Annotated in this window: 20 protein-coding genes; 18 read left to right on the top strand and 2 right to left on the bottom strand. The window is 34.0% G+C overall.

Going from position 1 to position 25,229, the window contains the following annotated elements; all coding sequences use genetic code 11:
• The first annotated feature begins 77 nt into the window (after positions 1-77).
• The 4 genes from LKL37_RS19865 (at position 78) to LKL37_RS19850 (ending at position 8,204) form a co-directional block, all read left to right on the top strand.
• Positions 78-3,548 (top strand): T9SS type A sorting domain-containing protein, encoded by a 3,471-nt coding sequence (locus tag LKL37_RS19865; protein ID WP_431612175.1) that lies wholly within the window; start codon positions 78-80, stop codon positions 3,546-3,548.
• Positions 3,549-3,715: 167 nt separating this feature from the next.
• Positions 3,716-4,858, top strand: coding sequence for a hypothetical protein (locus LKL37_RS19860; RefSeq protein ID WP_431612174.1), 1,143 nt, complete (start codon positions 3,716-3,718; stop codon positions 4,856-4,858).
• Between the two features lie 55 nt (positions 4,859-4,913).
• Positions 4,914-7,475: a type I DNA topoisomerase gene (topA, locus tag LKL37_RS19855; RefSeq protein ID WP_431612173.1), complete on the top strand. Its 2,562-nt coding sequence runs from the start codon at positions 4,914-4,916 to the stop codon at positions 7,473-7,475.
• Positions 7,476-7,829: 354 nt separating this feature from the next.
• Positions 7,830-8,204 (top strand): hypothetical protein, encoded by a 375-nt coding sequence (locus tag LKL37_RS19850; RefSeq protein WP_149835532.1) that lies wholly within the window; start codon positions 7,830-7,832, stop codon positions 8,202-8,204.
• A 149-nt stretch (positions 8,205-8,353) separates the two neighbouring features.
• On the opposite strand, the gene LKL37_RS19845 is transcribed toward LKL37_RS19850, so the two are convergent.
• Complete coding sequence (locus LKL37_RS19845; RefSeq protein ID WP_431612172.1) at positions 8,354-8,887, bottom strand: hypothetical protein; 534 nt, start codon at positions 8,885-8,887, stop codon at positions 8,354-8,356.
• 67 nt (positions 8,888-8,954) lie between these two features.
• Positions 8,955-9,443, bottom strand: a complete 489-nt coding sequence (locus LKL37_RS19840) for a hypothetical protein (RefSeq protein ID WP_431612171.1) — start codon at positions 9,441-9,443, stop codon at positions 8,955-8,957.
• Between the two features lie 440 nt (positions 9,444-9,883).
• Here LKL37_RS19840 and LKL37_RS19835 point away from each other — a divergent pair, with 440 nt between their 5' ends.
• The 14 genes from LKL37_RS19835 to LKL37_RS19770 all read left to right on the top strand — a co-directional run bounded on the left by LKL37_RS19835 (position 9,884) and on the right by LKL37_RS19770 (position 25,057).
• Positions 9,884-10,951 carry a formimidoylglutamase gene (locus tag LKL37_RS19835; RefSeq protein ID WP_431612170.1) on the top strand — a complete coding sequence of 356 codons (1,068 nt, stop codon included), beginning with the start codon at positions 9,884-9,886 and terminating at the stop codon, positions 10,949-10,951.
• A 14-nt stretch (positions 10,952-10,965) separates the two neighbouring features.
• Positions 10,966-11,742 carry an SGNH/GDSL hydrolase family protein gene (locus LKL37_RS19830; RefSeq protein ID WP_431612169.1) on the top strand — a complete coding sequence of 259 codons (777 nt, stop codon included), beginning with the start codon at positions 10,966-10,968 and terminating at the stop codon, positions 11,740-11,742.
• Entirely contained in the window at positions 11,739-12,725 is a 987-nt protein-coding gene (locus LKL37_RS19825) for a glycosyltransferase family 2 protein (protein WP_431612168.1), read from the top strand. Before LKL37_RS19830 ends, LKL37_RS19825 begins: the two co-directional genes overlap by 4 nt.
• Positions 12,726-12,838: 113 nt before the next feature.
• The gene (locus LKL37_RS19820; RefSeq protein WP_431612167.1) at positions 12,839-13,963 is read left to right on the top strand and encodes a glycosyltransferase family 4 protein; all 1,125 of its coding nucleotides are present in this window, start codon (positions 12,839-12,841) and stop codon (positions 13,961-13,963) included.
• 27 nt (positions 13,964-13,990) lie between these two features.
• Positions 13,991-14,851 (top strand): polysaccharide biosynthesis/export family protein, encoded by an 861-nt coding sequence (locus LKL37_RS19815; RefSeq protein ID WP_431612166.1) that lies wholly within the window; start codon positions 13,991-13,993, stop codon positions 14,849-14,851.
• Positions 14,852-14,853: 2 nt separating this feature from the next.
• Positions 14,854-17,352, top strand: coding sequence for a polysaccharide biosynthesis tyrosine autokinase (locus LKL37_RS19810; RefSeq protein ID WP_431612165.1), 2,499 nt, complete (start codon positions 14,854-14,856; stop codon positions 17,350-17,352).
• Positions 17,353-17,565: 213 nt separating this feature from the next.
• The gene (locus LKL37_RS19805; RefSeq protein WP_431612164.1) at positions 17,566-18,456 is read left to right on the top strand and encodes a DUF6089 family protein; all 891 of its coding nucleotides are present in this window, start codon (positions 17,566-17,568) and stop codon (positions 18,454-18,456) included.
• 1 nt (position 18,457) lies between these two features.
• The gene (locus tag LKL37_RS19800) at positions 18,458-19,207 is read left to right on the top strand and encodes an isoprenyl transferase (protein ID WP_431612163.1); all 750 of its coding nucleotides are present in this window, start codon (positions 18,458-18,460) and stop codon (positions 19,205-19,207) included.
• A gap of 28 nt (positions 19,208-19,235) precedes the next feature.
• Positions 19,236-21,770: an outer membrane protein assembly factor BamA gene (gene bamA, locus LKL37_RS19795; RefSeq protein WP_431612162.1), complete on the top strand. Its 2,535-nt coding sequence runs from the start codon at positions 19,236-19,238 to the stop codon at positions 21,768-21,770.
• Positions 21,771-21,778: 8 nt separating this feature from the next.
• A complete protein-coding gene (locus LKL37_RS19790) occupies positions 21,779-22,333 on the top strand; it encodes an OmpH family outer membrane protein (RefSeq protein ID WP_431612161.1) in 555 nt (184 codons plus the stop codon).
• 66 nt (positions 22,334-22,399) lie between these two features.
• Positions 22,400-22,903 carry an OmpH family outer membrane protein gene (locus LKL37_RS19785; protein ID WP_047377419.1) on the top strand — a complete coding sequence of 168 codons (504 nt, stop codon included), beginning with the start codon at positions 22,400-22,402 and terminating at the stop codon, positions 22,901-22,903.
• 70 nt (positions 22,904-22,973) lie between these two features.
• The gene (locus tag LKL37_RS19780) at positions 22,974-23,459 is read left to right on the top strand and encodes an acyl-CoA thioesterase (protein ID WP_431612160.1); all 486 of its coding nucleotides are present in this window, start codon (positions 22,974-22,976) and stop codon (positions 23,457-23,459) included.
• 46 nt (positions 23,460-23,505) lie between these two features.
• Complete coding sequence (rfbD, locus tag LKL37_RS19775) at positions 23,506-24,369, top strand: dTDP-4-dehydrorhamnose reductase (RefSeq protein ID WP_431612159.1); 864 nt, start codon at positions 23,506-23,508, stop codon at positions 24,367-24,369.
• Positions 24,370-24,376: 7 nt separating this feature from the next.
• Complete coding sequence (locus LKL37_RS19770; RefSeq protein ID WP_431612158.1) at positions 24,377-25,057, top strand: hypothetical protein; 681 nt, start codon at positions 24,377-24,379, stop codon at positions 25,055-25,057.
• Positions 25,058-25,229 lie beyond the last annotated feature (172 nt).

Here is a 25,229-nt window from a genome sequence, read left to right as displayed (position 1 = left end):
ATATTTGTTTTTGATTTATTGTTATTTTATGCGAAAGGCGTAATAATTGCACTTGCCTTTACCTAAAATTCAGTCGCATGAAAAAACCAGTATTAAAAAAAATAGCGGCAATTATTTGCTTAGTGTTGGTATGTGTTTGCTCTACGAATGCTGTGGAGTTTAAAAATCAGGAAAATCTGATAGAGAAAAAAAGAATAATTTATCAGGATACTATAGTTCCACAAAATTCAGACAGAAATATTGATGCAAAAACAAGTACTCAAAAGGTCTATTTTGATGGAAAAGACTGGGCGAAAGCTCCAAATACATATCTTTTTGATCCGAGCCAGAGTAGTGAAGGCTTGTATGTTCCTGTGAGAAAGGCCTATATAATGTGGAAATATGATCAGTTTCTTGGCGGCTTGGGGATTCCGGCAGGAACAGTTACAGCGGATGTTCTTTGGGAAGATAATCCTGGTTTGATAAAATCAGGAGAAGGGTATCTTTTGGAGATGACAGGTACTGGGGAAAATGCCAGAATAAAAGTTCCCATCAATAAATCTAAAGAAGGAAATGCTGTTGTAGCCTTAAAAATAAATGGTGAAATTTTCTGGTCATGGCATATTTGGGTCACTGATACCCCTGAAAACGGTTCTAGTTATAAAAGTTTTCCAGGAGTCTCCAGACAAAGAAATGATGGAACTATTGAACAGATTCCTGATTCTGAATGGAAGTGGATGGATAGAAACCTGGGGGCTGTCGGAAACTCTATTACAGGTACAGAATGGAATAAAAATGGAGGACTGCTTTACCAGTGGGGAAGAAAAGACCCTATCCCTCCGTTGGCTTTAAAAGGAAATGATCTTTATGAAGTTTCAGGTTCTATAGGAAGAGTAAGACATAGAGAAGCTAAAAATTTAATAGGTGCAGTGAAGATTGATGATCTTAGAAAATTTGTACTGCTTTCTAATGCTGAGGTAAACAGTAATATTAAACTTTCAATAAAAAACCCGCTGAGTCTTATTTATGTATATAAAAATGATAATTCAGGTCCTGCATACTATAATAACAACGCTGCTTTGATGGTAAACTGGTTTGGGAAATCAACTTCACTTCCTGATTCAAAGCTTTCAGAACTCAATTTATGGTCTGATAATTCCCAGGGGAAAATAGGAATTAATTACAATGCTGATAACAGCGCAAGGCCTTATAGAGACAAGTCTTCTTATGACCCCTGTCCTAATGGGTGGAGAATTCCTTCCATGTTGGTGGCAAATCTGGCTTCTCAGGCATATATAGACGATATAAGAATAGATTTTTCACCCTATGGAGTAAGAACCAATATAGGTAAAAGTACTTTTGAAAGTAATAAATATCATATCATAAAACCAACGGATACAAATACCCCGAGCTATATGAAAGGCTTTAAATTATATGCCAATACGGGATTTGATTTATCCAATGTAAATGGTTTCAATATGGGAATTTTCCCCGGAACAGGACAGTTGGGATTAACAGTTCATTTGGGACAGTATACAGATCAGCATCATACCGGATTGTGGACGGCCACAATGATGAAACACTTTGATAATTCTCCGGTTACTGGGGCAAGAGCTCTGTTTATGGTTCCGGATAAAGATCAATCGGATATTCCTGATTCCTCTTTCCCTTCTGTGAAAGGAAGATACTGGTATATGCCTTTGGCAGGAGGAGAAACCTCTGGAGCTAATGGGTGCAGATGCATAAAAGATCCTTTGTATATAATAGATAATTATGATTTTCCTACAGAATATTTAGAGCCTGTTACAGAATTCAGAGAGGGTATGGATAATTCAAACACCTATCAAATCGTTAAAAGTGAAAGCGTAACTACTCTTGATATTCCTGTAAACAAAGCATTTTCTGTTCAAAGCCAAATTTTGAATAATAAGGATATTCTGAATCCTGCAAATTTTAATAATTTAAAAGCAAATGTTCTTTGGACTACCAATCCAGGTTTGATAAATAAAGTGACAATTCCCGGAGGGTCTCCAAGTTCGTTATCCGGCTTGTCTGCTGCTAAAATATCTGTTGTTATTAACCCCAACCAAAGTGGAAATGCAGTAATTACCCTACATAATGGAAATATTACAGATCCCGTATATTGGAGCTGGCATATATGGGTTACAGACACTCCCATTGTATCTGTTCCCTATACTACAGAAATCCCGAATGCAAGTGTAACCAATTATGTTAATTATGTTGAGAAGGGAGCAACTCCTCTGAAAACAGAGTTTATGGATAGAAATCTAGGAGGAACAGAAGCATTCCCTTTAATAGTTGACCCTCTTACTCCCACTACTGCTGAATTATCAAAAATTAGAAATGCTACAGGTCTTCATTATCAATGGGGGCGAAAAGATCCGATCCCGTCTTTTCAGTACGCAGATGGCACAGCTTATAATATTTTTTTAGGAAATACAGCTGCTGATGGTTCAGTAAGCTATACAATACTGACGCCTGCAGTATATAATAACCTGCAGGGAAGCTATATTGTGCCTTTTAATACTTATGCCAACGCTGCGAATGCAAATGTTTTGGCATCCGATAAAATAGCTGATAAAATATCAAAAATACTAACCTATTCTGTAAGGAATCCGCTAGTTTATATGGTACCCACTGCTCTTGCTCCATATAACAGTTCTGCTCCTTTGTATACTAATGGTACAGATTGGCTTGCAAATGAACCCAACCTGGCTGCAGACAGATGGGGTAGGGCTACTAAAAAATCACCATTTGATCCATGTCCTGAAGGTTGGAGAATTCCGGATCTTACCGGCGTTTCTATTATTTCATATCGGGATTTTGGAATCACACCATGGTATAAAAAAGATAAAAATGTTGCAACCTCATATAGTATTGCTACAGATTATTTAGGAACAAGAGTGAAAACCTCTACCAATTCTACAATTGGATATATGTTCAATAATTCTACTTATCCGGTTGGGAATTATCCTAATTCAGGGTCAAGAGGATTCCGTAGTGTAATATCTAATCAAACGGCATCCGGAACTTATAACTCAATCAATTTTCTATATTATGGAATCTGGACAGGAGCTTTACTGTCAAATTATATAGGAAGACCGATAAATATTCTATTTGATGCTGCTTCTACATCTAATCGTATAATTGCTTTCCATGATAATAATGATCCCTATTTCGGAATGAATTGCAGATGTGTAAAAATGAATTTTGATGCCAATGGAGAAGAATTAGGACCAATTCCTAAATATCCAATTACTTCATTATCAAGATCGATTGATCCCTATATTGCAAGTGGGAAAAAGGTGGCAGAAACAAAGAATAAAGAAAATAAAATTTCTTTATCACCAAACCCTGTGGAACATATCCTGTATATAAAAGCAGTAGAAAATAAAATATACAATTATCAGATCTATTCCATTTCCGGACAGCGGATACAGACGGGTAAATTTGAAAATGGAAAAATTGATGTTTCTGATCTGATTTCAGGAGAATATTTGGTGGTAATTAATAATTCGGAAGCGATTATTAAAATCATAAAAAGATAAGTTCATTATTCATAGAAGATTTATAGAAAGGAAAATAAAATTGTACATAAGTATTTGAAAATTCATAATTTTGAAGACGCATTAACGATGATATCTAAAAAGGAAAGAAAGCAAAATTCTTGTTTTCTTTCCTTTTTAATGAAAAAATTTAGAAACACATTATGAGGATGAACAAAATTGTCCAATACTTTAATATCAAGATTTTTATCTATTTCCTGATAATAATAACAGCCATTTATACCCTTGCATTTACATGGGTATTCAATCTCAAAGATGATGGATATATACTTGCAGACTGGCTTATCAATTATCAGGATGGAGGTTTTAAAAGAAGAGGTTTATCTGGAAGCTTTTTCTTTATTTTACAGGATCTTACAGGAATAAGACTTAATTATATCGTTTATTTTTTTCAATTTTTAATTATCGGCGGATTTTTTTGGATATATACCAAGCTAATAAGGTATAAATTAACAGATTTCCTTTACTTATCGTTGCTGCTTTCTGCCGTTGGTTTTGTGGGACTGCTGAATACAGTAACCTATGTAGGAAAGAAGGAATTTATTGTATTTCTCTTGTTTGCCTATTTTGTTTACCTGTTAGACAACGATAAGCTTTCCCGTATCAAAGAATATGTTTTTTGTATACTGCTTTGTATTAGTACATTATTACATGAAGTGACATTATTTTATGTTCCCTATTTTGCAATTGCACTCTATGTGAAAAGAGGAAAGCTGGAGTATACAAAATACCTGAAATACTTTATCGCTGTTGGAGTACCAACTTTACTGATCATGCTCTTCGGGAAAAATGTAAATGAAGGAATGTCCCTTGAAATCTTAAGTAAAAGAGGAGTTCACCCTATCTATGGGATTTTTTATTGGAATATTAACGAAAGGCAATACATAAAAGAACATATCACTGAATACAGTCTTTATTTTATCAGTTTGGCGATCAGTGTTTTTCATATAGGCTATTATTTAAAATATCTAATCGGACGAAAGTTTTTATCTATATTGTTAATAGGAGCATTTTTGTTTTCATTGCCACTTTTCTATCTCGCAATAGACTGGGGAAGATGGATGTATATACATATGATGCTTATGATTATACTTTTTACGCTGGCACTCACGAAAGGTGGGTCAATATACGTATATGAACCGATTATTATAAACAGGAAATTTTATATAACACTAGGGATTATTATCCTTTCATTACTCTACAGGGTTGAAATGTCTGGGTGGGGTTTTACATTAGAAGGAATACTTTACAGAGCCTTTGTTGCTCCCCTGGAATTGCTAAATAAAATTTGATTATAAAAAGTATATAAATAAAAAAGGTTTACTTTTGCAAAAATTTTTAGTTAGAATGTCGAAAAATTTAGTAATCGTAGAGTCCCCGGCAAAAGCAAAAACTATTCAAAAATACCTAGGAAAGGATTTTGAAGTGAAATCCAGTTTCGGACATATCCGGGATCTTCCTAAGAAAGGAATGGGGATAGACCTTTCTACATTCAGTCCTGATTACGAAGTTTCAGCAGACAAAAAGAAATTGGTATCCGAATTAAAGGCTGCAGTAAAGAAAGCCGAGATGGTATGGCTTGCTTCCGATGAGGACCGCGAAGGAGAGGCTATTGCATGGCACCTTGCGGATGAATTAAAATTAAAGCCTGAAAACAGAAAAAGAATTGTTTTCCATGAGATTACCAAAAACGCCATTCTAAAAGCTATCGACAATCCAAGAGATATTGATCAGAATCTGGTAAATGCACAGCAGGCACGAAGAGTGCTGGACAGAATTGTAGGTTTTGAAATGTCCCCCGTTTTATGGAAAAAAGTAAAACCGGGACTTTCTGCAGGAAGAGTACAGTCTGTAGCAGTAAGATTAATCGTTGAAAGAGAAAAAGAGATCAGGGAGTTTAAGCCCAAAGCAAGTTTTAAGCTTGACGGGATCTTTTTAAATAAAACAGAGCAGGAAATTGCTGCTAAACTGAAAAAAGACTTCGAAAAAGAAGAAGAAGCAGAAAAATTCCTTGAGCAGGCCAAAACTACAGAATTTAAAGTTCTGAATGTTGAAACCAAACCAGGTACACGTTCCGCATCAGCTCCATTTACTACCTCTACATTACAGCAGGAGGCTTCCTCAAGACTTGGGTATAATGTGACCAATACCATGCGTCTGGCACAAAGACTATATGAAGAAGGGTATATTACTTATATGAGAACAGACTCGGTAAACCTTTCTCAGGAAGCAATTGAAGGAGCAAAAAAACAAATTATATCAGAATACGGGTCAGAATATTCTTCTCCAAGAAATTATACTACAAAATCTGCTTCAGCACAGGAAGCCCACGAAGCAATCCGTCCTACAGATTTTGGAATGAAAAGTGTGGCTGACGTACAATTAAACAGATTATATCAATTAATATACAGAAGAACACTGGCTTCTCAGATGGCCAATGCCAAAATTGAAAAGACAGTGATCGAAATTGGAAATGCATCATTGCCTCATCACTTTGAAGCACAGGGAGAAGTCATTATATTTGACGGTTTCCTGAAAGCTTACGGAATTGTGAAAACAGAAGACGAAGATGAAGAAAACAATGATAAGTTATTACCGAAAGTAAGTCTAGGAGAGGTTTTGAATTACAAAACCATTACTGCTACCGAAAAATTTACAAGACCAAGTGCAAGATATACTGAAGCCGGATTGGTAAGAAAACTGGAAGAATTAGGAATTGGTAGACCATCTACTTATGCTCCTACAATTCAGACCATTCAGAACAGAGAGTATGTAGATAAAAGAGAAATCGAACCACATACGCGTGAAGTGATCAAAATGTCTTTAGCAAAAGATAAGATCAAAAAAGTAGTTCTTGAAGAGAAATTCGGAGGTGATAAAAATAAATTCATTCCTACAGATATTGGTGAAGTAGTAAACGATTTCTTAACAGATAACTTCAGAGAAATTCTTGACTATGGTTTTACAGCAAGAGTAGAAGAAAGCTTTGACGAAATTGCAAGCGGTGATCAGAAGTGGAAAGAAATGATGACAGGTTTCTATTCAAAATTTCACCCAAGGATTGAAGATGTAGAAGAAAATGCAGACCGTGCAACAGGAGACAGACTATTAGGTGTAGATCCAAAGACAGGTAAAAATGTTCATGCAAGAATCGGAAGATTCGGAGCAATGATCCAGATTGGAGAAACGGATGATGAAGAAAAACCAGTCTTTGCTTCGTTAATGACGGGTCAGAATATTGCAACCATTACTTTTGAAGAAGCATTAGAATTGTTCAAGCTGCCTTTCGATTTAAGTGAAGTTGACGGTCAGCCGGTTTCGGTTGGGGTTGGTAGATTTGGTCCTTATGTAAAGTGGGGAGAAACATACATCAGTATTCCAAAAGGTGAAGATCCACTTTCTGTAGATCAGAAACGTGCTGAGGAAATTATCAATGAGAAAAAAGTTGCTGATGCTCCAATTGCTACCTACAAAGGAGAGCCGGTAACAAAAGGAACAGGAAGATTTGGTCCGTTTATAAAATACAAAGCTATTTTTGTAAATGTTCCTAAGAAATATGACTTCGAAAATCTTTCTCAAAGCGATATCAATGAACTGATTGATGCCAAGCTTGAAAAAGAAGCCAACCGATATATCCAGCAGTGGGAAAAAGAAAAAATTTCCATTGAAAATGGAAGATGGGGACCTTTCATCAAATTTGGAAAAGCCATGTTCAAAATTCCAAAGAAAGCTGACGATACAAAATATGAGGCTGATGAACTGAAAGATCTTTCTTTAGATGAGGTTAAAAAATGGATTACAGATCAGGATCCGAAAGCCTTTGCAGAAAAGAAAAAGCCAGCAGCTAAAAAAGCTGCCACTACAAAGAAAACAACAACAGCAAAGAAACCCGCTGCTAAAAAGAAATAAATAGTTCTTTAATACAATAAGAAAGCACAGATTTTGGTCTGTGCTTTTTGCTTTTATTAAGTCAAGTAAATAAGTTGTATGGCTTGTGCTTTTCATTAAATATTATTTTAAAAGCATTTAATAATAGTTAAATAAATTTCCCGATTTAGGGATTTAACCTTGCGGATAGCGATGATTACGTAGCTCTAGGTATAAATACGCAAATGGAAATTTCAGTACTAAGACTATGATATTCAGTGTTTTAATTCTGTAGTTTTACATCGTAATATTACAAAAGGTGGAGCTCAGAAACCACTTGAAAAACGAGGCGGATTCTGAAAAGCCAAACGAGTAAGAAAACAAAACTATAAAATCATGTCAGAATTTAAATTTAGCGAAGAAGCGATCTCGCACGCATTAGAAGCAGCAAAAAGATCACACGAAGACAGTCAGGCAAGTCGTCGTTCATCAGGAGCAGATTCAGATTTAAGCCTTGCCAATGCCAGCGCAGGTTATCTTCTTGTAACAGCAGAGTGTATTTCAATTACTGTTGAGAACAACAAAGTTTGTATCAACTTACCATTAGGTTTCGGGAAATATTGTTTCAGTATACCGTTAAGCATTCCTAACGGAACGGCTGGTCAGGCTTGTTTGTCTATTTGTACTACATGGGGAATTCCAACGGGAATCAGAGTTACAATTATTATAGGCGGAATAACAATTATCAGCCAATCATTCGGAAAGTGCTAATTACTTAGTTCACGAATTACAATAAAAGTCCGTCTCATATAACATGTGAGACGGATTTGTTTTATAGACTTCTATGAATGATCTCAATGGAAATTAGTGATAAACCACAGGATACCATGTTGAAAAGATTTTGAACATAAAAGGACAGCTTAATAATGGGTAATCTTTTTGTTTTCTATGAAAATACTTATTTCAAATTTTTCTTTCACAGGAATTCCATAAATGCTTGCAGATTCCCATGTATTTAATTCTTTTAATTTGAACGCTGTTTCAATAGATTTTCTAGTTTCCTGATCGGTATATTTAAGAATTTCTATATTTTCTAATTTATTTTCTGTACCGATGGTGATGAGAATACGGTTTTCACCAGTTGTAGCATTCTTTGGGAGTTTTAAATTATTAAACAAAACCACTCTGAAATTAGAAATTCCTTTTGGGAATTTTGCATATATTGTCATTACATCCCTGTCATCTATACATTCCTTATTTTTTTCTTGTTTACATTTTTCTAAACTTTTCTCAATAGATGAATCTATTTCCCGAATTTTTGCTGAATCTTTTTTATTTGCTGGAAATACTTTTATGTTTTCTATTCCTGGTGAAAGAAAATAAGTAATTGAATGATTGTTTGAAATACAACTTACAAGGAAAAGAGCAGATATTAGCAGGTATATATTTTTCATAGTCTGTGCTTAGAAAATAAAACCTCCAAATTTGGAGGTTTTATTTTATTGTTTTGGCAGCATTCAATTATTGAGGTCCTCCATTTTTATTTGTTAAACCATTTGTATCCCAAAATGTTATACTTTTTATAATTAAACTTTTGTAAAAATTTTCAGCAGTTGTATTCCAAAACCAATGATATTGATTAATAATTGCTGTTGCTTGTTGGAAGTCAAATGTTTGAGTGAAATAAATATCAATGTAGGGGTTAGCGTAATCTTTTTTACGAATTTCAGACCTTGTTTCTGCATCACCAACAAACATTAATCTTAGATATCCACTATCAGGATAATAAGACTGTATCGACAGGTTATTTTGAGATAAGTTTTGTAAAAAAACTGAAAGAGGTTGATTATAATAATTTGTTTTATTGGGAATGATATTGTTTAAGTTACTTATCGTTTGGTTATAAAAATTAGGATAATCTACCATGGTAATTGGTTGACTTGTTTGTGATTTAAAAAAAGTAAAAGAAATAATTGTAATTAGAAGTATAAATATTTTTTTTGTTTTCATAATGATAATATTTGATAGTTAAATATTATGGACACGGTTGTGCTTTATAGCCTGTTATCTTTTTTCCACCAGATGCGGGAATTATATATTCAAAAGGTGTGGACGAAACTGCTTTTAAGTTTCCGTTTTCATCAGTCTTAGCTAAACTAATACCGCTATTATATTTTTCAAGAATATATGCATAGCCTGATTCATAGTTTTTTCGTCATCATTTGTTTGTTTTTTTAAGTTGTTAAATATAAACTTTTTATCACATTAGCGTGATAACAGATGCAATATTATTTAGAATTTTGATTTTGTACAACAACCAATGTTTTAAAATCCAAAACAAAAGTTTTAAATTTAGATAACAAAATATACCACATTCTACTCAGTTCCTATGTTTTTTGTATGTTTGTTATATCAAGCAATTAATCAATTATTACATTTCAAATTAAAATATGGATTTCGAAGACTTTATCATTTCACCAAGAAATTTCAAAACAGAAAGCTGGCAGATAGGAAATCGGATTACAAAAGATATTAAAGAAGACAGTATTGTTCTTTTGTTTGTATCAGATTACAGAGGTGCGGGCGGAGATGCAGAAGTGCAGGATTTTACAGCAGTAAGGAATGAGTTTTATAAGCTATCGCAAATGGACTTTGAAATTCCCATTGTGGATCTTGGAGATCTGGTATCAGGGAAATCGGTTCAGGATACCCACTATATTTTGCAGGAAGTTCTATCGGCATGTCATTATAAGAGAGCTATTCCGGTGATTATCGGAGGATCCAATGATTTTGCCTTCTCTTTATTTTCTGCTTTGAATTTTCATCAGAAAAATATCAATTATACCCAGATCAGTAATATTATTTCCCTTCAACAGGGGGAAGTGATCAATGAACATACTTTTTTAGGCAAAATTTTTGGAGCTAAGAATTTTTCCATTAAAAATTATCACCATTTAGGATATCAGAAACATTTGAATGAAATGGATTCTATAAGACTAATCAAGGAAGTAGAGTTTGATATCATTCGTCTTGCTGAAATGATGAATTCCACAGAAAAAACAGAACCTTTCTTCAGAAAAGCAGAGCTGGTTACCGTAAATTGTGATGCTGTGGAGAGCTTCAGTGAGCCTTTTTCCATGAATCCGCAAGTGAATGGATTAAACAGAAGAGAAATCTGTGCCTATATGAAAGAAATCGGATTGAGTGAAAATCTGAAGTCTGTTGGAATTTTTAATTATAATATTTATTCGGAAAATCAATTGAACCATCAACTATTAGCCCAAATGTTATGGTATCTGATTGAAGGCATCAATATTCAGCATTCGCATCCTAAGGAAAGGCATTATGAACTGTTCTATGTTTTAATAGATGACAGACAATATGCATTCAAGCGTGATACTTTCAGTAATTTGTGGTATTTTGGTGATGATGAAAATATAGAAAACTGTATTCCCTGTTCAAGAAAAGACTTTGATGAAGCAAAAAAAGGGTGGCTTAATCCCAGACTAACATATTAAGTAAACAACACACAATGAAAAAAAAGATTATTATAGGTATTGTCCTTTTAGCTGGAGTATTTTGTCTTATTTATTTTTGGAATAAGTACAGTTATGCCAATGAAGAAGATTATTTTTTTTCTGCTACAAAGCCTGAAAAAGGCTTACAGATTGGTATTATTGGTGATAGCTGGCTGGTGAAGCAAAACTTAGATTCCCTCGTCACTAAGAAACTGTCAGATCGTGGAATTCAGGCTGAAATTTATTCATCCGGAAATCCGGGAGCAAAGACCAAAAGGATTTTTGAAAACCTTTTCAAAGAGGAAGGAGAAGAATTTTCTTCAAAAAAAATTATTGAAAAAAAACCTGATTACTGTATCGTAATTGCAGGTGTTAACGATGCGGCAACCCATGTAGGGTCCAGTTTTTATGCACATCATATGATGATGATCATTAAGACACTTCTTCATTATAATATAAAACCGGTTGTGATTTCCCTTCCGGAATTTGGAATAGAAGAAGATTTCCAAAATAAAAATGTCGTAAGTGAAATCAGCAACAGAGGTGGAGAGCTAATATTAAACGGAGGAACTCCATTTAAAATACAGGATTACCGAAATGCTCTTCTTGAAGAGTTGAAAAGCAGTGGATTAGACAAAAAAGTAACAATCTTAAATTTTGATGAAGTAACCACAGATTTTAATAAAGACAGAAACTTATTTGCAGATCCATTGCATCTCAATAAACAAGGATATCAGAAGTTCAGTGAATTCTTAGCAAATGGTATCGTTAAACTGACAAGTGCACAATGAAAGTTTCAATTATAGTTCCAGTATATAATGTTGAGAATTATTTGGCAAAATGCCTTGATTCTCTGGTAAATCAAACTTTTCAGGATGTTGAGATTCTTGTCGTGAACGATGGAAGCAAAGATAATTCTGAAAAAGTAATTGAAGAATATGCACAAAAATATCCGGAGAAAATAAAAGCTTTTACCAAAGAAAATGGTGGTCTGAGTGATGCCCGTAACTTTGGAATTGATAAATCCACTGGTGATTATATTGGTTTTGTAGACAGCGATGATTATGTTACCGAAACCATGTTCGAGGAAATGTTGCTTTTGGCAGAAAAACATCAGGCAAAAATGGTTATCTGTAATATTCAGAAAGTGGATGAGAAAGGGCGGATTGTTCAAAAATTGACGCAGATTCCGAATATGGATGAGAAAATACAGCTTGATAGAAATTTTTCTATTTTTTCAGATATCAGCTATTTTGCATGTAATAAATTGTTTAAAAAAGAGCTTTTTCATCAGAGAAGATTCAAGAAAGGAGTTCATTTTGAAGATATTCAGCTTATTCCACAACTTTTGCTGGAATGTGATACGATAGCTCAGACTCAAAATTTCCATTATCAGTATCTTGAACGTTCTGATTCTATTACAAAAACCCATACAGAGAAGGGGCTTGATATGCTTAAGGCGGTGGCTGATGTAGAAAACGTATTCAGCGGATCACAATATTCTAAGAAAAAAAAAGAGCTGAAAAATTTTCAAATTTTTGAAGGAGTTTATTCGTTTTTGGCTTATCTGGCCTTTGTGAAAGATGAAAAAAAGTTTTATAATATGTCTGATCAGTTGACTCTTTTTATGAAGCAAAGACAAATAAAAATTCAAGATATATTACTATATAGTCGTTTTGGTAAGAATTATCTTTTATCTTTGCCGTTGAAAAAAAAAATTTTTTATCTGTTATTTTTTGCAGGCCAGAAAAAATTGATAAGAAAGTTAATTTAGTAAACACAAATGTAAGTACTATTGTTTCGGTCAATAGAAAATGATGATGGGCTTCTTTTAGGCTATGCATCATGTTTTTTATTAGGAGAAACAAGTGCTGAATAAGAAAAAGAATGAAAAATTTTGAATTGTTCTTAAGCGGATCGGGAATACCTATTTTCTATATAAAAATAGGACTAGGCCTTGTGGTCTCTTTTTTAATTACTTTTTTTTCTATTCCTACTATTGTCAAGATTTCAAGAAGAAAGAATCTGATGGATGAGCCGGGAATAAGAAGTTCACATCTTAGAGAAATTCCCAATCTTGGTGGAATTGCTATCTTTTATTCAATAGGAATCTGTGCCTCTATATTTGCTTATGAGCTGTTTGATCTCTACAAATTTTTATTTGCATCACTGATTATTCTGCTTTATGTAGGAGTAATGGATGATATTGTTGTTATGAGGGCTTACAAGAAATTGGTTGCCCAAATTGTTGTGTCTGCACTTATTGTTATTGGCTCAGATATCAGAATTCGAAGCTTATTTGGAATACTGGGAATATATGAGCTTGAATATATTGTAAGTGTTCTGTTCAGTATTGTTACTTTTATTATTCTGATTAATGCCTTCAATCTGATTGATGGAATAGACGGATTGGCAGGTGGTTATTCTGTAATCTGCAGCGCTTTATTTGGAATAAGTTATTACCGGTTGGGGGAATATAATTATCCATTGGTAGTACTGTCTGTAATTATTATCGGAACTGTATTGGCATTTTTATATTATAATCTTTCTAATTATCGTACCCTTAAAATCTTTATGGGTGATACCGGATCTATGCTGCTTGGCTTTTTATTGGCCTTTACCTCCATTTGCTTTATAGATATTTTCATTGATAGAAAATTGGCAGACGTACCTAGATATCATCTTCAGTCTGCACCTGTGGTAGCCGTTGCCATCCTTATCTTACCGATTGTGGATACATTAAATGTGATTTTTATTAGACTGTATAACAAAAAATCACCATTTGATGCAGACAAAAACCATATTCACCATAAATTATTGAGACTAAATCTTACTCATAGAAGATCTACTTTTTATATTATCCTTTACTATCTGATGATTGTAGGAGTAGCCTATTATTTGAGACATATTGATGTAAATTTACTACTGGTGATCATTATTGCTCTAGGTTTTTTAGGTGCATATCTGCCGGATTTACTATATCGATTAAAAAATAAAAAGATTAACAATTAAATATTACTTTTGTAAACAATATTATATATGATGAAGAACTTTAAATATTTATTTTTAATATTCCCTCTTTTAATTACCTCATGTATCACAACAAAAGATGTGAGGTACTTGCAGCCAAGTGAGAGCCTTGTAATCAACGAAGAAGGTCTTGTCCCTTACAATATTCCTGTGTATAGGATTACTAAAAATGATATCCTTAATCTTAATATTGTAACAACTCCTAAAGGAGATGCAGCACAATTTTATTCCTCTTATAATACCTCTGGTGGAACCGGCGGAGGGGCAACGAGTAGTGCAGCAACAGGAGGCACCAGTAGTACCGGAGGAATGCGAGGCGGAAATGTTAATTTTTATTTTAACGGGCTGAGAGTTGATTCCAATGGAGATATCAATGTTTTTGGGATTGGATATATAAAAGCCGAAGGAAGAACAATTGATGATATTACAAAAGAAATACAGGAAAAAGTAAATGAAAATTTTCAGGAAGGTAAATCTGAAGTACGACTCAATACAGACGGTATTACGTACTATATTCTTGGGGATGTAGAAACTACGGGACTTTCAGGCGAAAAAGTAGCTCATAAAAATACACTTACTATTACTGAAGCATTGGCTATTAATGGTGGTCTGAACAGAACAATTGACAAAAAAGAAATTGTTATTCACAGAAAACTTCCTGAAGGAGTTAAAATTGCAAAAATAGATCTTACCCGCGAAGACCTTATGAATTCTCCTTTCTATTATGTACAGAATGGTGATGAAATTTATCTGAACACAAGAGCAAAAAGCTTAAATGGATTCGGAAAAGATCCTATCCAGACTTTAACGACAGGAGTTTCGGTAATTACTACTGCATTGTCTATTTATTTACTTCTAAAAAATCTTTAATCATGATTCCCGTAAAAGATACGCAAGCAGTAAAAAATGAGCCCCAGAAGGAAAAGTATGGTTCGTTTGCATTATTTGATATAGAACATTTTTTAAGAAGAGTCCTTAAAAACTGGTATTGGTTTGTTCTGATGTTATTTATTGGATACGCTATTTCTTGGGTGTACAATAAATATTATGCACAGAACATATATTCTTCAAACTTATCCTTAAGCATATCAGATAATACATCAAGCTATTTTACACCCAATCAGTCTATTAACTTTATTTGGGGGCAAAATGGAAATCAGGATGGAATTTATCTTAAAAAAATGCTTCTTTCAAGGTCGCATAATGAGTTTTTGGTTAAAGAACTCAATCTTTTTGTCAATTACTCTACAAAAGGTTTAATTAAATCTACCTATCTGGACAAAGATGATTCTCCTGTTTTTCTGGAGATTGATAAAAAACATCTTCAACAAATTGGTTACCCAATCACTTTATTGCCAAAAGGTAACGGAGCTTATGAAGTAGTATTGCCTGAAGAAGGGCAGTCCACCAATCTGTATAGTTATGAAATGGAAGGTTTTCAAAATATTAATAATTATACAAGACCAGCTAATAAAATTATTAAGGTTAACGAATGGTATACATCTCCTAATTTAAGATTTAAACTGGTGCAGAATCCTAATGCCACTAAAATATCACTGGATAATATTATTGTTAATTTAAATTCTGTTAATCAGACTGTTGATGATATTGTTTCTAGCATAAGTGTGGCGTTTGATAAAGAGATTGGTACCATTATGATCATTAGCAAAAATGGCTATAATCTTAACGGTACGGTAAACTTCCTAAACAAGTCAGTAAATGAATTACAGAAAAAAAGACTTGAAGATAAAAATATTGTAAATAAAAATACAGAGACTTATCTACAGGATAATCTGGATAATATTCGTAAGAAGCTTGATTCTAGTGCAGCTGTTTTGAATTATTTAAAAACATCTGAAAAACTTTATAATATTAAGGATAGTGACGAAAGATCTTTAAACAGAATAAAAGATCTTGAGAGTAAAAAAGCGGATGTTATAAGTAAACTAAGTTCACTGAATAATATCAGAAATACCCTTCAATCGCAGAATTTTGACAAAATGATTGCGACAAATGCTGCCGGTTTTGAAGATGGTTTCTTTACTGCTTCAGTGAGTGAGCTTAAGGCTTTATATGCTAAAAGGCAAGAGATGGCTTCAATCTATAAGCCTAATTCTGAACCAATGAAAGAAATCAACAGGCTTATTAGTGAAGCAAAATTGGGTTCTACTAACAGCTTAAAAAATTATTATACCAAATACTATGAGGAGATTAATAAAATTGATAATGAAATAGCCCATGCAGATTCGGATTTAGCCAGCTTTCCTGAAAAAGAGAGAAAATATCTGGATGCGGAAAGAGGGTATAATATGATTGAGGCTACATACAATAGCTTATTGTCAAGGCAAAATGAAACGCAAATGAAAGTGGCTACCAATAAGTCTGATATTACAGTTATTGATCCCGCAAAGAATTTAGGACAAGGACCTATTGGACCTAATGTGAAACTGACTAAGATCCTTATTATTTCTGGTTTGCTGCTGCTGCCATTATTATTCATCCTGATTGGAGAGGTACTCGACAGTAAAGTAAGAAATATCAAAGAACTTTTAGGTGCTACGAAAATTCCACTCCTTGGAGTTATCGGAAATAATAACAATGAAAATATGCTTACCGTTTTAGAGCAGCCAAAATCATCCGTATCAGAAGCCTTCAGAGGTGTAAGAGCGAATATGAGATTTTTGATGGATAATGACGGTGAAAAAGGTAAAGTGATTTTAATTACATCATCCATCGGAGGTGAAGGTAAGACATATGTTTCTATTAATTTGGCATCTGTAATAGGATTAAGTGATAAAAAAACAATCTTATTAGGAATGGACCTTAGAAAACCAAAAATCTTTGGAGATTTTAAGATTGATAATAAATATGGTATTTCAAATTATCTGACGGGAGAAGTAGGTATCGATCAGATTATCAACAAAACAAAGATCCCGAATCTTGATGTTGCTACTTCAGGACCTATCCCTCCAAACCCTTCTGAACTTTTGATGAGCCAGAGAAATATCAAATTTATAGAAGAACTGAAAGAAAAATATGATTTCATTATTATAGATTCGCCGCCTGTAGGATTAGTGGCCGATTCATATGAATTGATGAAACATTCTGATGCTAATATTTATGTCGTACGTCACGAATATACAGAAAAGTACATGCTGAAAATGATTACGGAAAAGTATCATAATGACGAAATTGATAATTTAGGACTTGTTTATAATGACTATAATACGAAACAAGGTTATGGTTACGGCTATGGTTATGGCTACGGCTATGGTTATGGCTATGGATATTTTGATGAAGATAAAAATTATAAAGAGCCTTTATTAATCAGGATCAGAAATAGAGTACAGGTATTATTTAATAAAAAATAAAGCATTAAACCTCCATTTAATGGGGGTTTTTTCATATTTAGAGTATTTTCATTCTATGAAAAAAAGAATATTTTTGCCACTTTGCCGTTTACTTTATAACAAATTATGTTTTTTTGTTTATTTTTAACTAAACATTAAGATTATCATTAATATAAAAATGTTTTATATTTGCAAAAATTAAATTTTAAAATAACCATAAATCCATATTCTTTTATGAATAAAAAATTATTGTTTAGCTTCCTTGCCTTCCTTGGAGTGGTAGGTGTTAAAGCACAAAGAAACGAATTGGGAGTTCGTCTAGGTATGAGTAACCTAGTGGGAGATGTAGGAAGGACAAATTATATTTTACAGAAGCCGTTGGATTTAAGCAGAGTGTCAGATTTGGGCATCCCATTTTATGGTGGTATATTATACAGATTTAATTTTAACCCGCATCAGACTGTCAGATTGGATTTAGGATACAACCAGATTCAATTTAGTGATAAAGCGGCGAAAGAAGATTATAGAAGAAATAGAAATTCATACGGAAAAAATAACGTATATGAAGCGAGTTTAATGTTTGAATATAACTTTTTCCCAGTAAATAATGAGCAGATCAGCATGCTGAGCCCTTATATCTTCGGAGGTGTTGGTGCTTTGATGTTTGATGCTCCTAAAGCAACCCTTATGAATGATTTCAGAAGAGATGCTGATGGTGTAGCACAGGCTCCAATCAATGAATTGGATTTTACCACTACAACAAACTATTCATTAGGGAAAAAAGTAACAATGCATATTCCATTTGGTGTTGGTTTGAAATATAAATTCAACCACTCATGGGCAATATTTGCAGAAGCTACATTCAGATATACATTGACGGATCAGTTGGATCACAGTAAGATCCTTCCCAAAGATGTAAAAACTTCTTTTAATGCTGATATTTTGAACCCTGCTACAGGAGGTTCATTATTACAGACAGGAAATTATTATGCGGTTTCTAAAGAAAGAGAAGCAGAGTTTATTAAAAAGAGAAATATTGGAGATGGAAGATCTAATGACTGGATGAATACATTCAGTTTAGGACTTACATATTCGTTCGGAAGACCTCCGTGTTATTGTGAATAATATGTCGTTGATTAAAGATAAAATAAATTCTGAGAATTTACCGAAACACGTAGCCATCATTATGGATGGTAATGGAAGATGGGCAAAATCTCGTGGCGAAGAAAGAACTTTCGGTCACAAAAATGCCATTAATGCAGTAAGAAATGCTATTAATGCATGTAATGAGATTAACATCCCTTACTTAACACTGTATACATTCTCTTCAGAAAATTGGAGCCGTCCAAGCGAAGAAGTGAATACGCTTATGAATCTGTTAGTAGAAACCTTACTGCTTGAGGCAGAAGAGATCTTCAGCAAGGGATTAAGAATGCATGTTATAGGGAATCTGGAAAAACTGCCTTCTTTAGTAAAAGAACAGTTGGAACGTGTGGTAGAACTTACAAAAGAAAACACAAAAGGAAACCTTGTATTGGCGATAAGCTATGGCTCACAAAATGAAATACTGGAAGCCGTCAAAAATATAAGTTCTGATGTAAAAGAAGGAAAAGTAGAAATTGAGAATATTAACGAAAGTTTATTTGAAAACTATCTTTATACAAAAGATTTTCCTCCTGTAGATTTACTGATCAGAACCAGCGGTGAAATAAGGATAAGCAACTTCCTGCTTTGGCAGATCGCTTATGCAGAATTACAGTTTTTAAATGTTCTATGGCCGGATTTTACCAAAGATATTTTCTTCCAATGTATTGTTGATTATCAAAATAAGGAAAGAAGATACGGTTTAACCGGTGAGCAAGTAAAAGGCCAATAAAATTTTAAGAAAAGAAAGACTCGATAAAATGAAGTTTAGACTATTACCCATCATTATGTTTGCTGCTTCTGCACATTTTTATGGACAAGTAACTCCACAAGACAGCACAAAAGTAAATAATGCTGTCCATGCAGAAAATGAGGCAGGAACTTATACACTTAAAGACATCGTTGTAGATGGGGTAAAAAAATATACACCAGCTCAAATCTTAAGATTTACAGGTCTTACAAAAGGTGAAAGTGTGGACATTCCAGGACAGAAAATCAGCAATGCTGTAAAAAAACTTTGGGATACCCAATCTTTTTCTGAAGTAGAAGTTTATGTTCAAAGCATAGAAGGACAGACAATTGTTCTGAAGTTTTACCTGCAGGACCTGAAAGAACTTGGGGAAGTAAAATTCGCAGGAAAAGGTATCGGTAAATCTAAAAGTGAAAAACTGGCAAAGGATAATAACCTTAAACCGGGAACTAAGATTACCCAAAACTTAGTTTCAAGCCTTAAAACCAACGTTCCTAAAGACTATATTAAGAAAGGTTTTGCAGATGCCAAAATCACTATTCAGGATAAAGTAAATGCAGGAGATCCTGCGTTAGTAGACTGGACTATCAATGTAGATAAAGGGAAAAGAATTAAAATCGATCATATTGAGTTTGAAGGAAACCAAAATGTAACCGACAGAAAGCTTAGAAACAAAGCTTTCAAAGAAACGAAACAAAAACGTTTCGGTATCGGTGGTATTTTGAAATCTTCAAAATTCATTGAAGATAAATATCAGGAAGATAAGCAAAGTCTTATCAGTTATTATAACTCCCTGGGATATAGAGACGCAAAAATCGTTTCAGACTCTGTGTGGAGAAACAAAAGAAATAACTACGAAATCAATGTAAAACTTAACGAGGGTAAAAAATATTATATCGGGGATGTAACGTTCACGGGGAATACAGTATACTCTACAGAATATTTACAGAGATTATTAGGATATAAGAAAGGAGATATTTACGATGCTGTAGGATTCAACAAAAAAGTTGGAGAAGACGGTGGTAAAGAAGATGATTCAGATATCAAGTCTGTTTACATGAATAATGGTTATCTTTTCTCAAACGTAACCCCTGTTGAAAAATCAGTATCAGGAGATAACGTAAACCTTGAAGTTAGAATTAATGAAGGAGAACAGGCTACATGGAATAAAGTAACATGGCAGGGGAACACTACAACCCATGACCACGTAATTCTTAGAGCACTAAGAACAAAACCGGGAGAGCTATTCAAGAAAACTGAAATTAAAAGAACCTATTTCGATTTAGCAGGGATGTCATTCTTTGACCCTCAGCAGATCGGACAGGATATCCAGCCAAATCAGGTAGACAATACCGTTGATATTAACTGGAAGCTTGTAGAAAAAGGATCTTCTCAGGTACAGCTGCAGGCAGGTTACGGAGGTAACAGCTTCATCGGTACTTTAGGATTAACGTTCAACAACTTCTCGTTAAAGAATTTCCTTAAGTTTAAAGACTTTAAACCGGTGCCTCAGGGAGACGGGCAGACCTTCTCTATTCAGGTACAGGCAGGACAGTATTTCCAAAACTATGGTGTATCATTTACAGAGCCTTGGTTATTCGGTACAAGAGCAACAGCTCTTTCTGTAAGTTTGAATAACTCCAGAGTAAGATATACAGATCAATACGGAGCAGCTCAGAAATTGAATATTTTCTCAGCTTCAGCAGGATTGAACAGACTATTAAACTGGCCGGATGATTACTTCTCGCTTTACACAGGATTGCAGTTCCAGAAGTATGACTTCAATAACTATCCGTTCCAGTTTGGAAATACTACAGAAACCAATGGTACAGCCAATAACTTCAGTGTCAACTTAGGGTTGAGCAGAAACTCGGCAGGTATCGATCCAATATTCCCAACAATGGGATCCAATATTGAGCTTTCAGCAAAACTGACTCCTCCGTACTCATTGTTTAAAAAGAAAGATTACTCTACAATGTCAGCTATTGACAAGTATAAGTGGATGGAATTCTATAAGATTAAGTTTAAAGCAGATGTTTACAACGAAATCATTGGAAAGCTTGTTCTAAGATCTTCTGCTGAAATGGGATTCATGGACGGATACAACAGCAAATTGGGAGCTCCGCCATTTGAAAGATTCTATATGGGAGGTACAGGTCTTTTCGGAGGAAGATATGATGGTAGAGAATTGATTCCTTTAAGAGGTTATGAAAATGCCACTACAGAAGGAGGACAGGCAGAAGATATTACTCAGACAGGAGGGGGTACAATCTATAACAGATTTACTTTAGAATTAAGATACCCAATTTCAATGAGCCAGACTGCAAAAATCTATGCACTGACATTTGCTGAAGGAGGTAACGTATGGAATTCATGGAGTTCTTACAGCCCGTTCCAATTGAAAAGATCAGTCGGAATTGGAGTAAGAGTATATATGGGAGCATTTGGATTGATCGGATTTGACTTCGCACTAGGTCTTGATAAAACAATTTCAGGTGATAAGTCAGGATGGAGAAACCACTTCTTGATGAACCAAACATTATAATTACAAATATGAAGCACTTTAAAATAACTTTCACGTTCGTATTACTTTTGCTTTTTGGATTCAGCAATGCCCAAAAAATAGGAGTTGTGGATACTAATGAAATTTTAAATAAATTACCTCAGTACAAAGAAGCTGAAGCAAGACTGAATTCTCAGATCGATACCTGGGAGTCAGAACTTCAAAACCTTCAATCTGAATATGAAAGAAAAAAGGCTGCTTTCGAAAGTGAAAAAGTATTATTGATAGGAGATCAGCTTAAACTTAGAGAAAAAGAAGTTGTAGACCTTGATAAAAATATTAAAACCACTACAAGCTTACGTTTTGGAGCTAATGGTGAAATTACAAAACTAAGAACAAATCTTGTTTTACCTTTTCAGGATCAGATCTGGGGAGCCATCAAAACAATGTCCGAAAAAAATGGATTGGGCATAGTTCTTGATAAAAGCAATAACATTAGTGTTATTTTCCTTCAATCAAAATATGATTACACCGAAAAAGTTTTGTCTATCCTATTAAAAGGAACTGACAAGAAAGAAAAAACAACTAGCAAAGGCAAAAAATAAATTATAAAATTAACTTTTGCTATATTTTAAAATCTAAAAACAAATTAAATTATTTATTTACCAGTTATGAAAAAATTAAGTGTATTATTTGCAGCAGTAATGATGGTTGTATCTGTAGGTATGGCAAAAGCTCAAAAAATTGCTACTTTAGATGTAATGGGAGTTCTTAACGCTATGCCGGAGAAAAAGAAAGCAGATGCTGATCTTAAAACATTCTTAGATACTAAACAAGCTGAGATTAAGAAAAAAGCAGACGCAGCTCAAACTAAATATCAGCAATATCAAACAGAAGCTCCTAAAAAAACAGCTGACGAAAATGCAGCAAGAGAAGCTGAAATGAAGAAATTAGCTGAAGAAATCCAGCAAATGCAAGACAAAGCTCAAAAAGATCTACAAGCTAAGCAAGACCTGGCTTTCGGACCAGTTGAGAAAAAGTTAAATGATGCAGTAGAAAAAGTAGCTAAAGCTAATGGATACGATTATATTATGGATGCTAACTCAACTGCATTCCTTTATAAAGCAGGACCAGATGCTACTCCAGCTGTGAAAAAAGAACTAGGAGTTCAATAATTTCAGCAAATTAACAAAGATTTATAAAACTAACCACCTCTATTAGAGGTGGTTTTTTTATTTTTGCGGAATGGAAAAAGAAGTATCAACTACAGTAAAAGTTAGGTTTAGTGACTGCGATCCGATCGGACATTTGAATAATGTAAAATATCTTGACTATATGTTCAACGCCAGAGAAGATCATGTAGAGACATTCTATGGATTTACCTATGAAGAATATACCAAGAAAACCGGCTGTACCTGGATTGCCATTCAAAACGAAATAGCCTACATAAAGGAAGTAAGATACAATACTCAGGTAGTCATCAGCAGCAAGACTATCGATGTGCAGGATAGAACAGCAAAAGTTGAAATCCTCATGAAAAGCTTAGATGAAAAGACAATTCATGCTGTACTTTGGGTGACTGTTATTTATTTCAATGTGAAAACAAGAAAATCCGAAGTTCATCCTGAAGATGTCAAAGAAATTTTCGATAAGTTTTATGTAGATTTGATCCAGAAGGATTTCCAGTCCCGAGTGAAGTTTTTAAGAAGTCAGAATGCCAAAAATTCTTAGACAACAATCTTTATAACAATCAACGTTTAAAAAAATAATAATATAAATGAAAAAAATAGCAGTAATAGGAAGCAACGGACAATTGGGAAACTGCATTAAAAAAATAGCACCGGACTTTGAACATCAATATGAGTTCTTATTTACAGACTCGTCTACTTTAGATGTTACCAACGAAGATCAGGTGAATGATTTCTTTTATGATAACAAACCTGATTACTGCATCAACGCTTCAGCGTATACAGCAGTAGATCTGGCGGAAACTGAAAAAGAAAAAGCTTTTGCAGTTAATGCAGACGGTGTAGCTCACCTCGCTCAGGCATGCGCAGATTACAAATCAACTCTGATTCATGTTTCAACTGACTATGTTTTTGACGGAACAACCAATCTTCCCTATTCTGAAGATGATTTTACCAATCCGATAGGAGTGTATGGAGAATCAAAAAGAAAAGGAGAAGAGCTTGCTTTGGAGATTAATCCTAAAACAATTATTCTGAGAACCTCATGGCTGTACTCTGAGTTTAATAAAAACTTCGTGAAAACAATGCTAAACCTGTTCTCGCAGAAAAAAGAACTGGGAATTGTTGCAGACCAATTTGGACAGCCAACTAATGCAAATGATTTGGCAGAAGCAATCATTGATATTATTGAAGCTCCAAAGAAAACTTACGGTATTTTCCATTTCTCAAACTATCCGGAAACAACCTGGTTCGAATTCGCAAAAAAAATTGCCGAATTTTCAAAATCACCGGTGAAACTTAATCCATTAACAACCGAACAGTATCCAACTCCAGCCAAAAGACCCGTAAGAAGTACGATGTCTTTGGATAAAATTGAAGAAGCCTACAAAATAGAGCCCAAGCATTGGGAAAATAGCCTGGAAGAATGTGTTGATACACTTTCACAACAATAATATATATATGAAGAATATTGCAATCATCTTTTCCGTATTGTGTATCCAGCTGTGGAATGCACAGAATGTGTATCTGACAAAAGTTGAGAAAACAAGTGATAACACAGATAAATTCTTTTATAAAAAAGAAGAAGCCATTGCAGAAGCTATTTATTTAGGAGAAGTAGAAGTTCAGGGATTTTCAAAAGATGATGCACTTACCTTTTCCTTAGTATATAAAAAAGCAAAAGAGATTGGTGCCAATACATTTCAGGTAAAACCTTTTGAAAATGTAGATGGAACTCCCCAATCATTCAATCCTGCCAATTATAAGATTGCTTTATACTATACACCGAAAGAGAAGTTGGCAGCTAAGCATGGGGACATGTATATATTTGCCTCTTCTGAAAAAGATCAGAAAATAAACATCAATCGCAAAGACTATATGATCTCTCCAAGATCATTTTTAAAATTAAATCTTGTTCCGGGAGAAATCTATACTATTTCAACTAAGAAACTTTTAGGCTCTACCATAAAAATTCAACCGAAAGCTAATGATGAGAATGTCTACTTTCAGATTTCATCATTAAAAGTGAAGCCGGATAACTCAGGAGTAGGAGGGCTAAACCTTAAATCAGGAGATATTATAGGTCTTGAAAAGTCATATGCCGAATTTTTAAGTGTTATCTACAAAGAAAGCAAACCTTAAAATCGGCTCTTGATAAGCATATTGCTGGTTTTAGATTATATAAATTTAAATTGAGAGCTTTTTGTTTAAAATTTTTCTTCCTGCGTTCCAGGGTCTTAGGGATAAATATGAATAAAATGTAACATTTATGTTAAATAAAGTTGCGTAGTGTGTGTTAAGTTTCTATCTTTGC

The organism is Chryseobacterium sp. 'Rf worker isolate 10' (assembly GCF_050753305.1).
Classification (GTDB): Bacteria; Bacteroidota; Bacteroidia; order Flavobacteriales; family Weeksellaceae; genus Chryseobacterium.
This window is presented reverse-complemented; position numbering and strand designations above follow the sequence as displayed.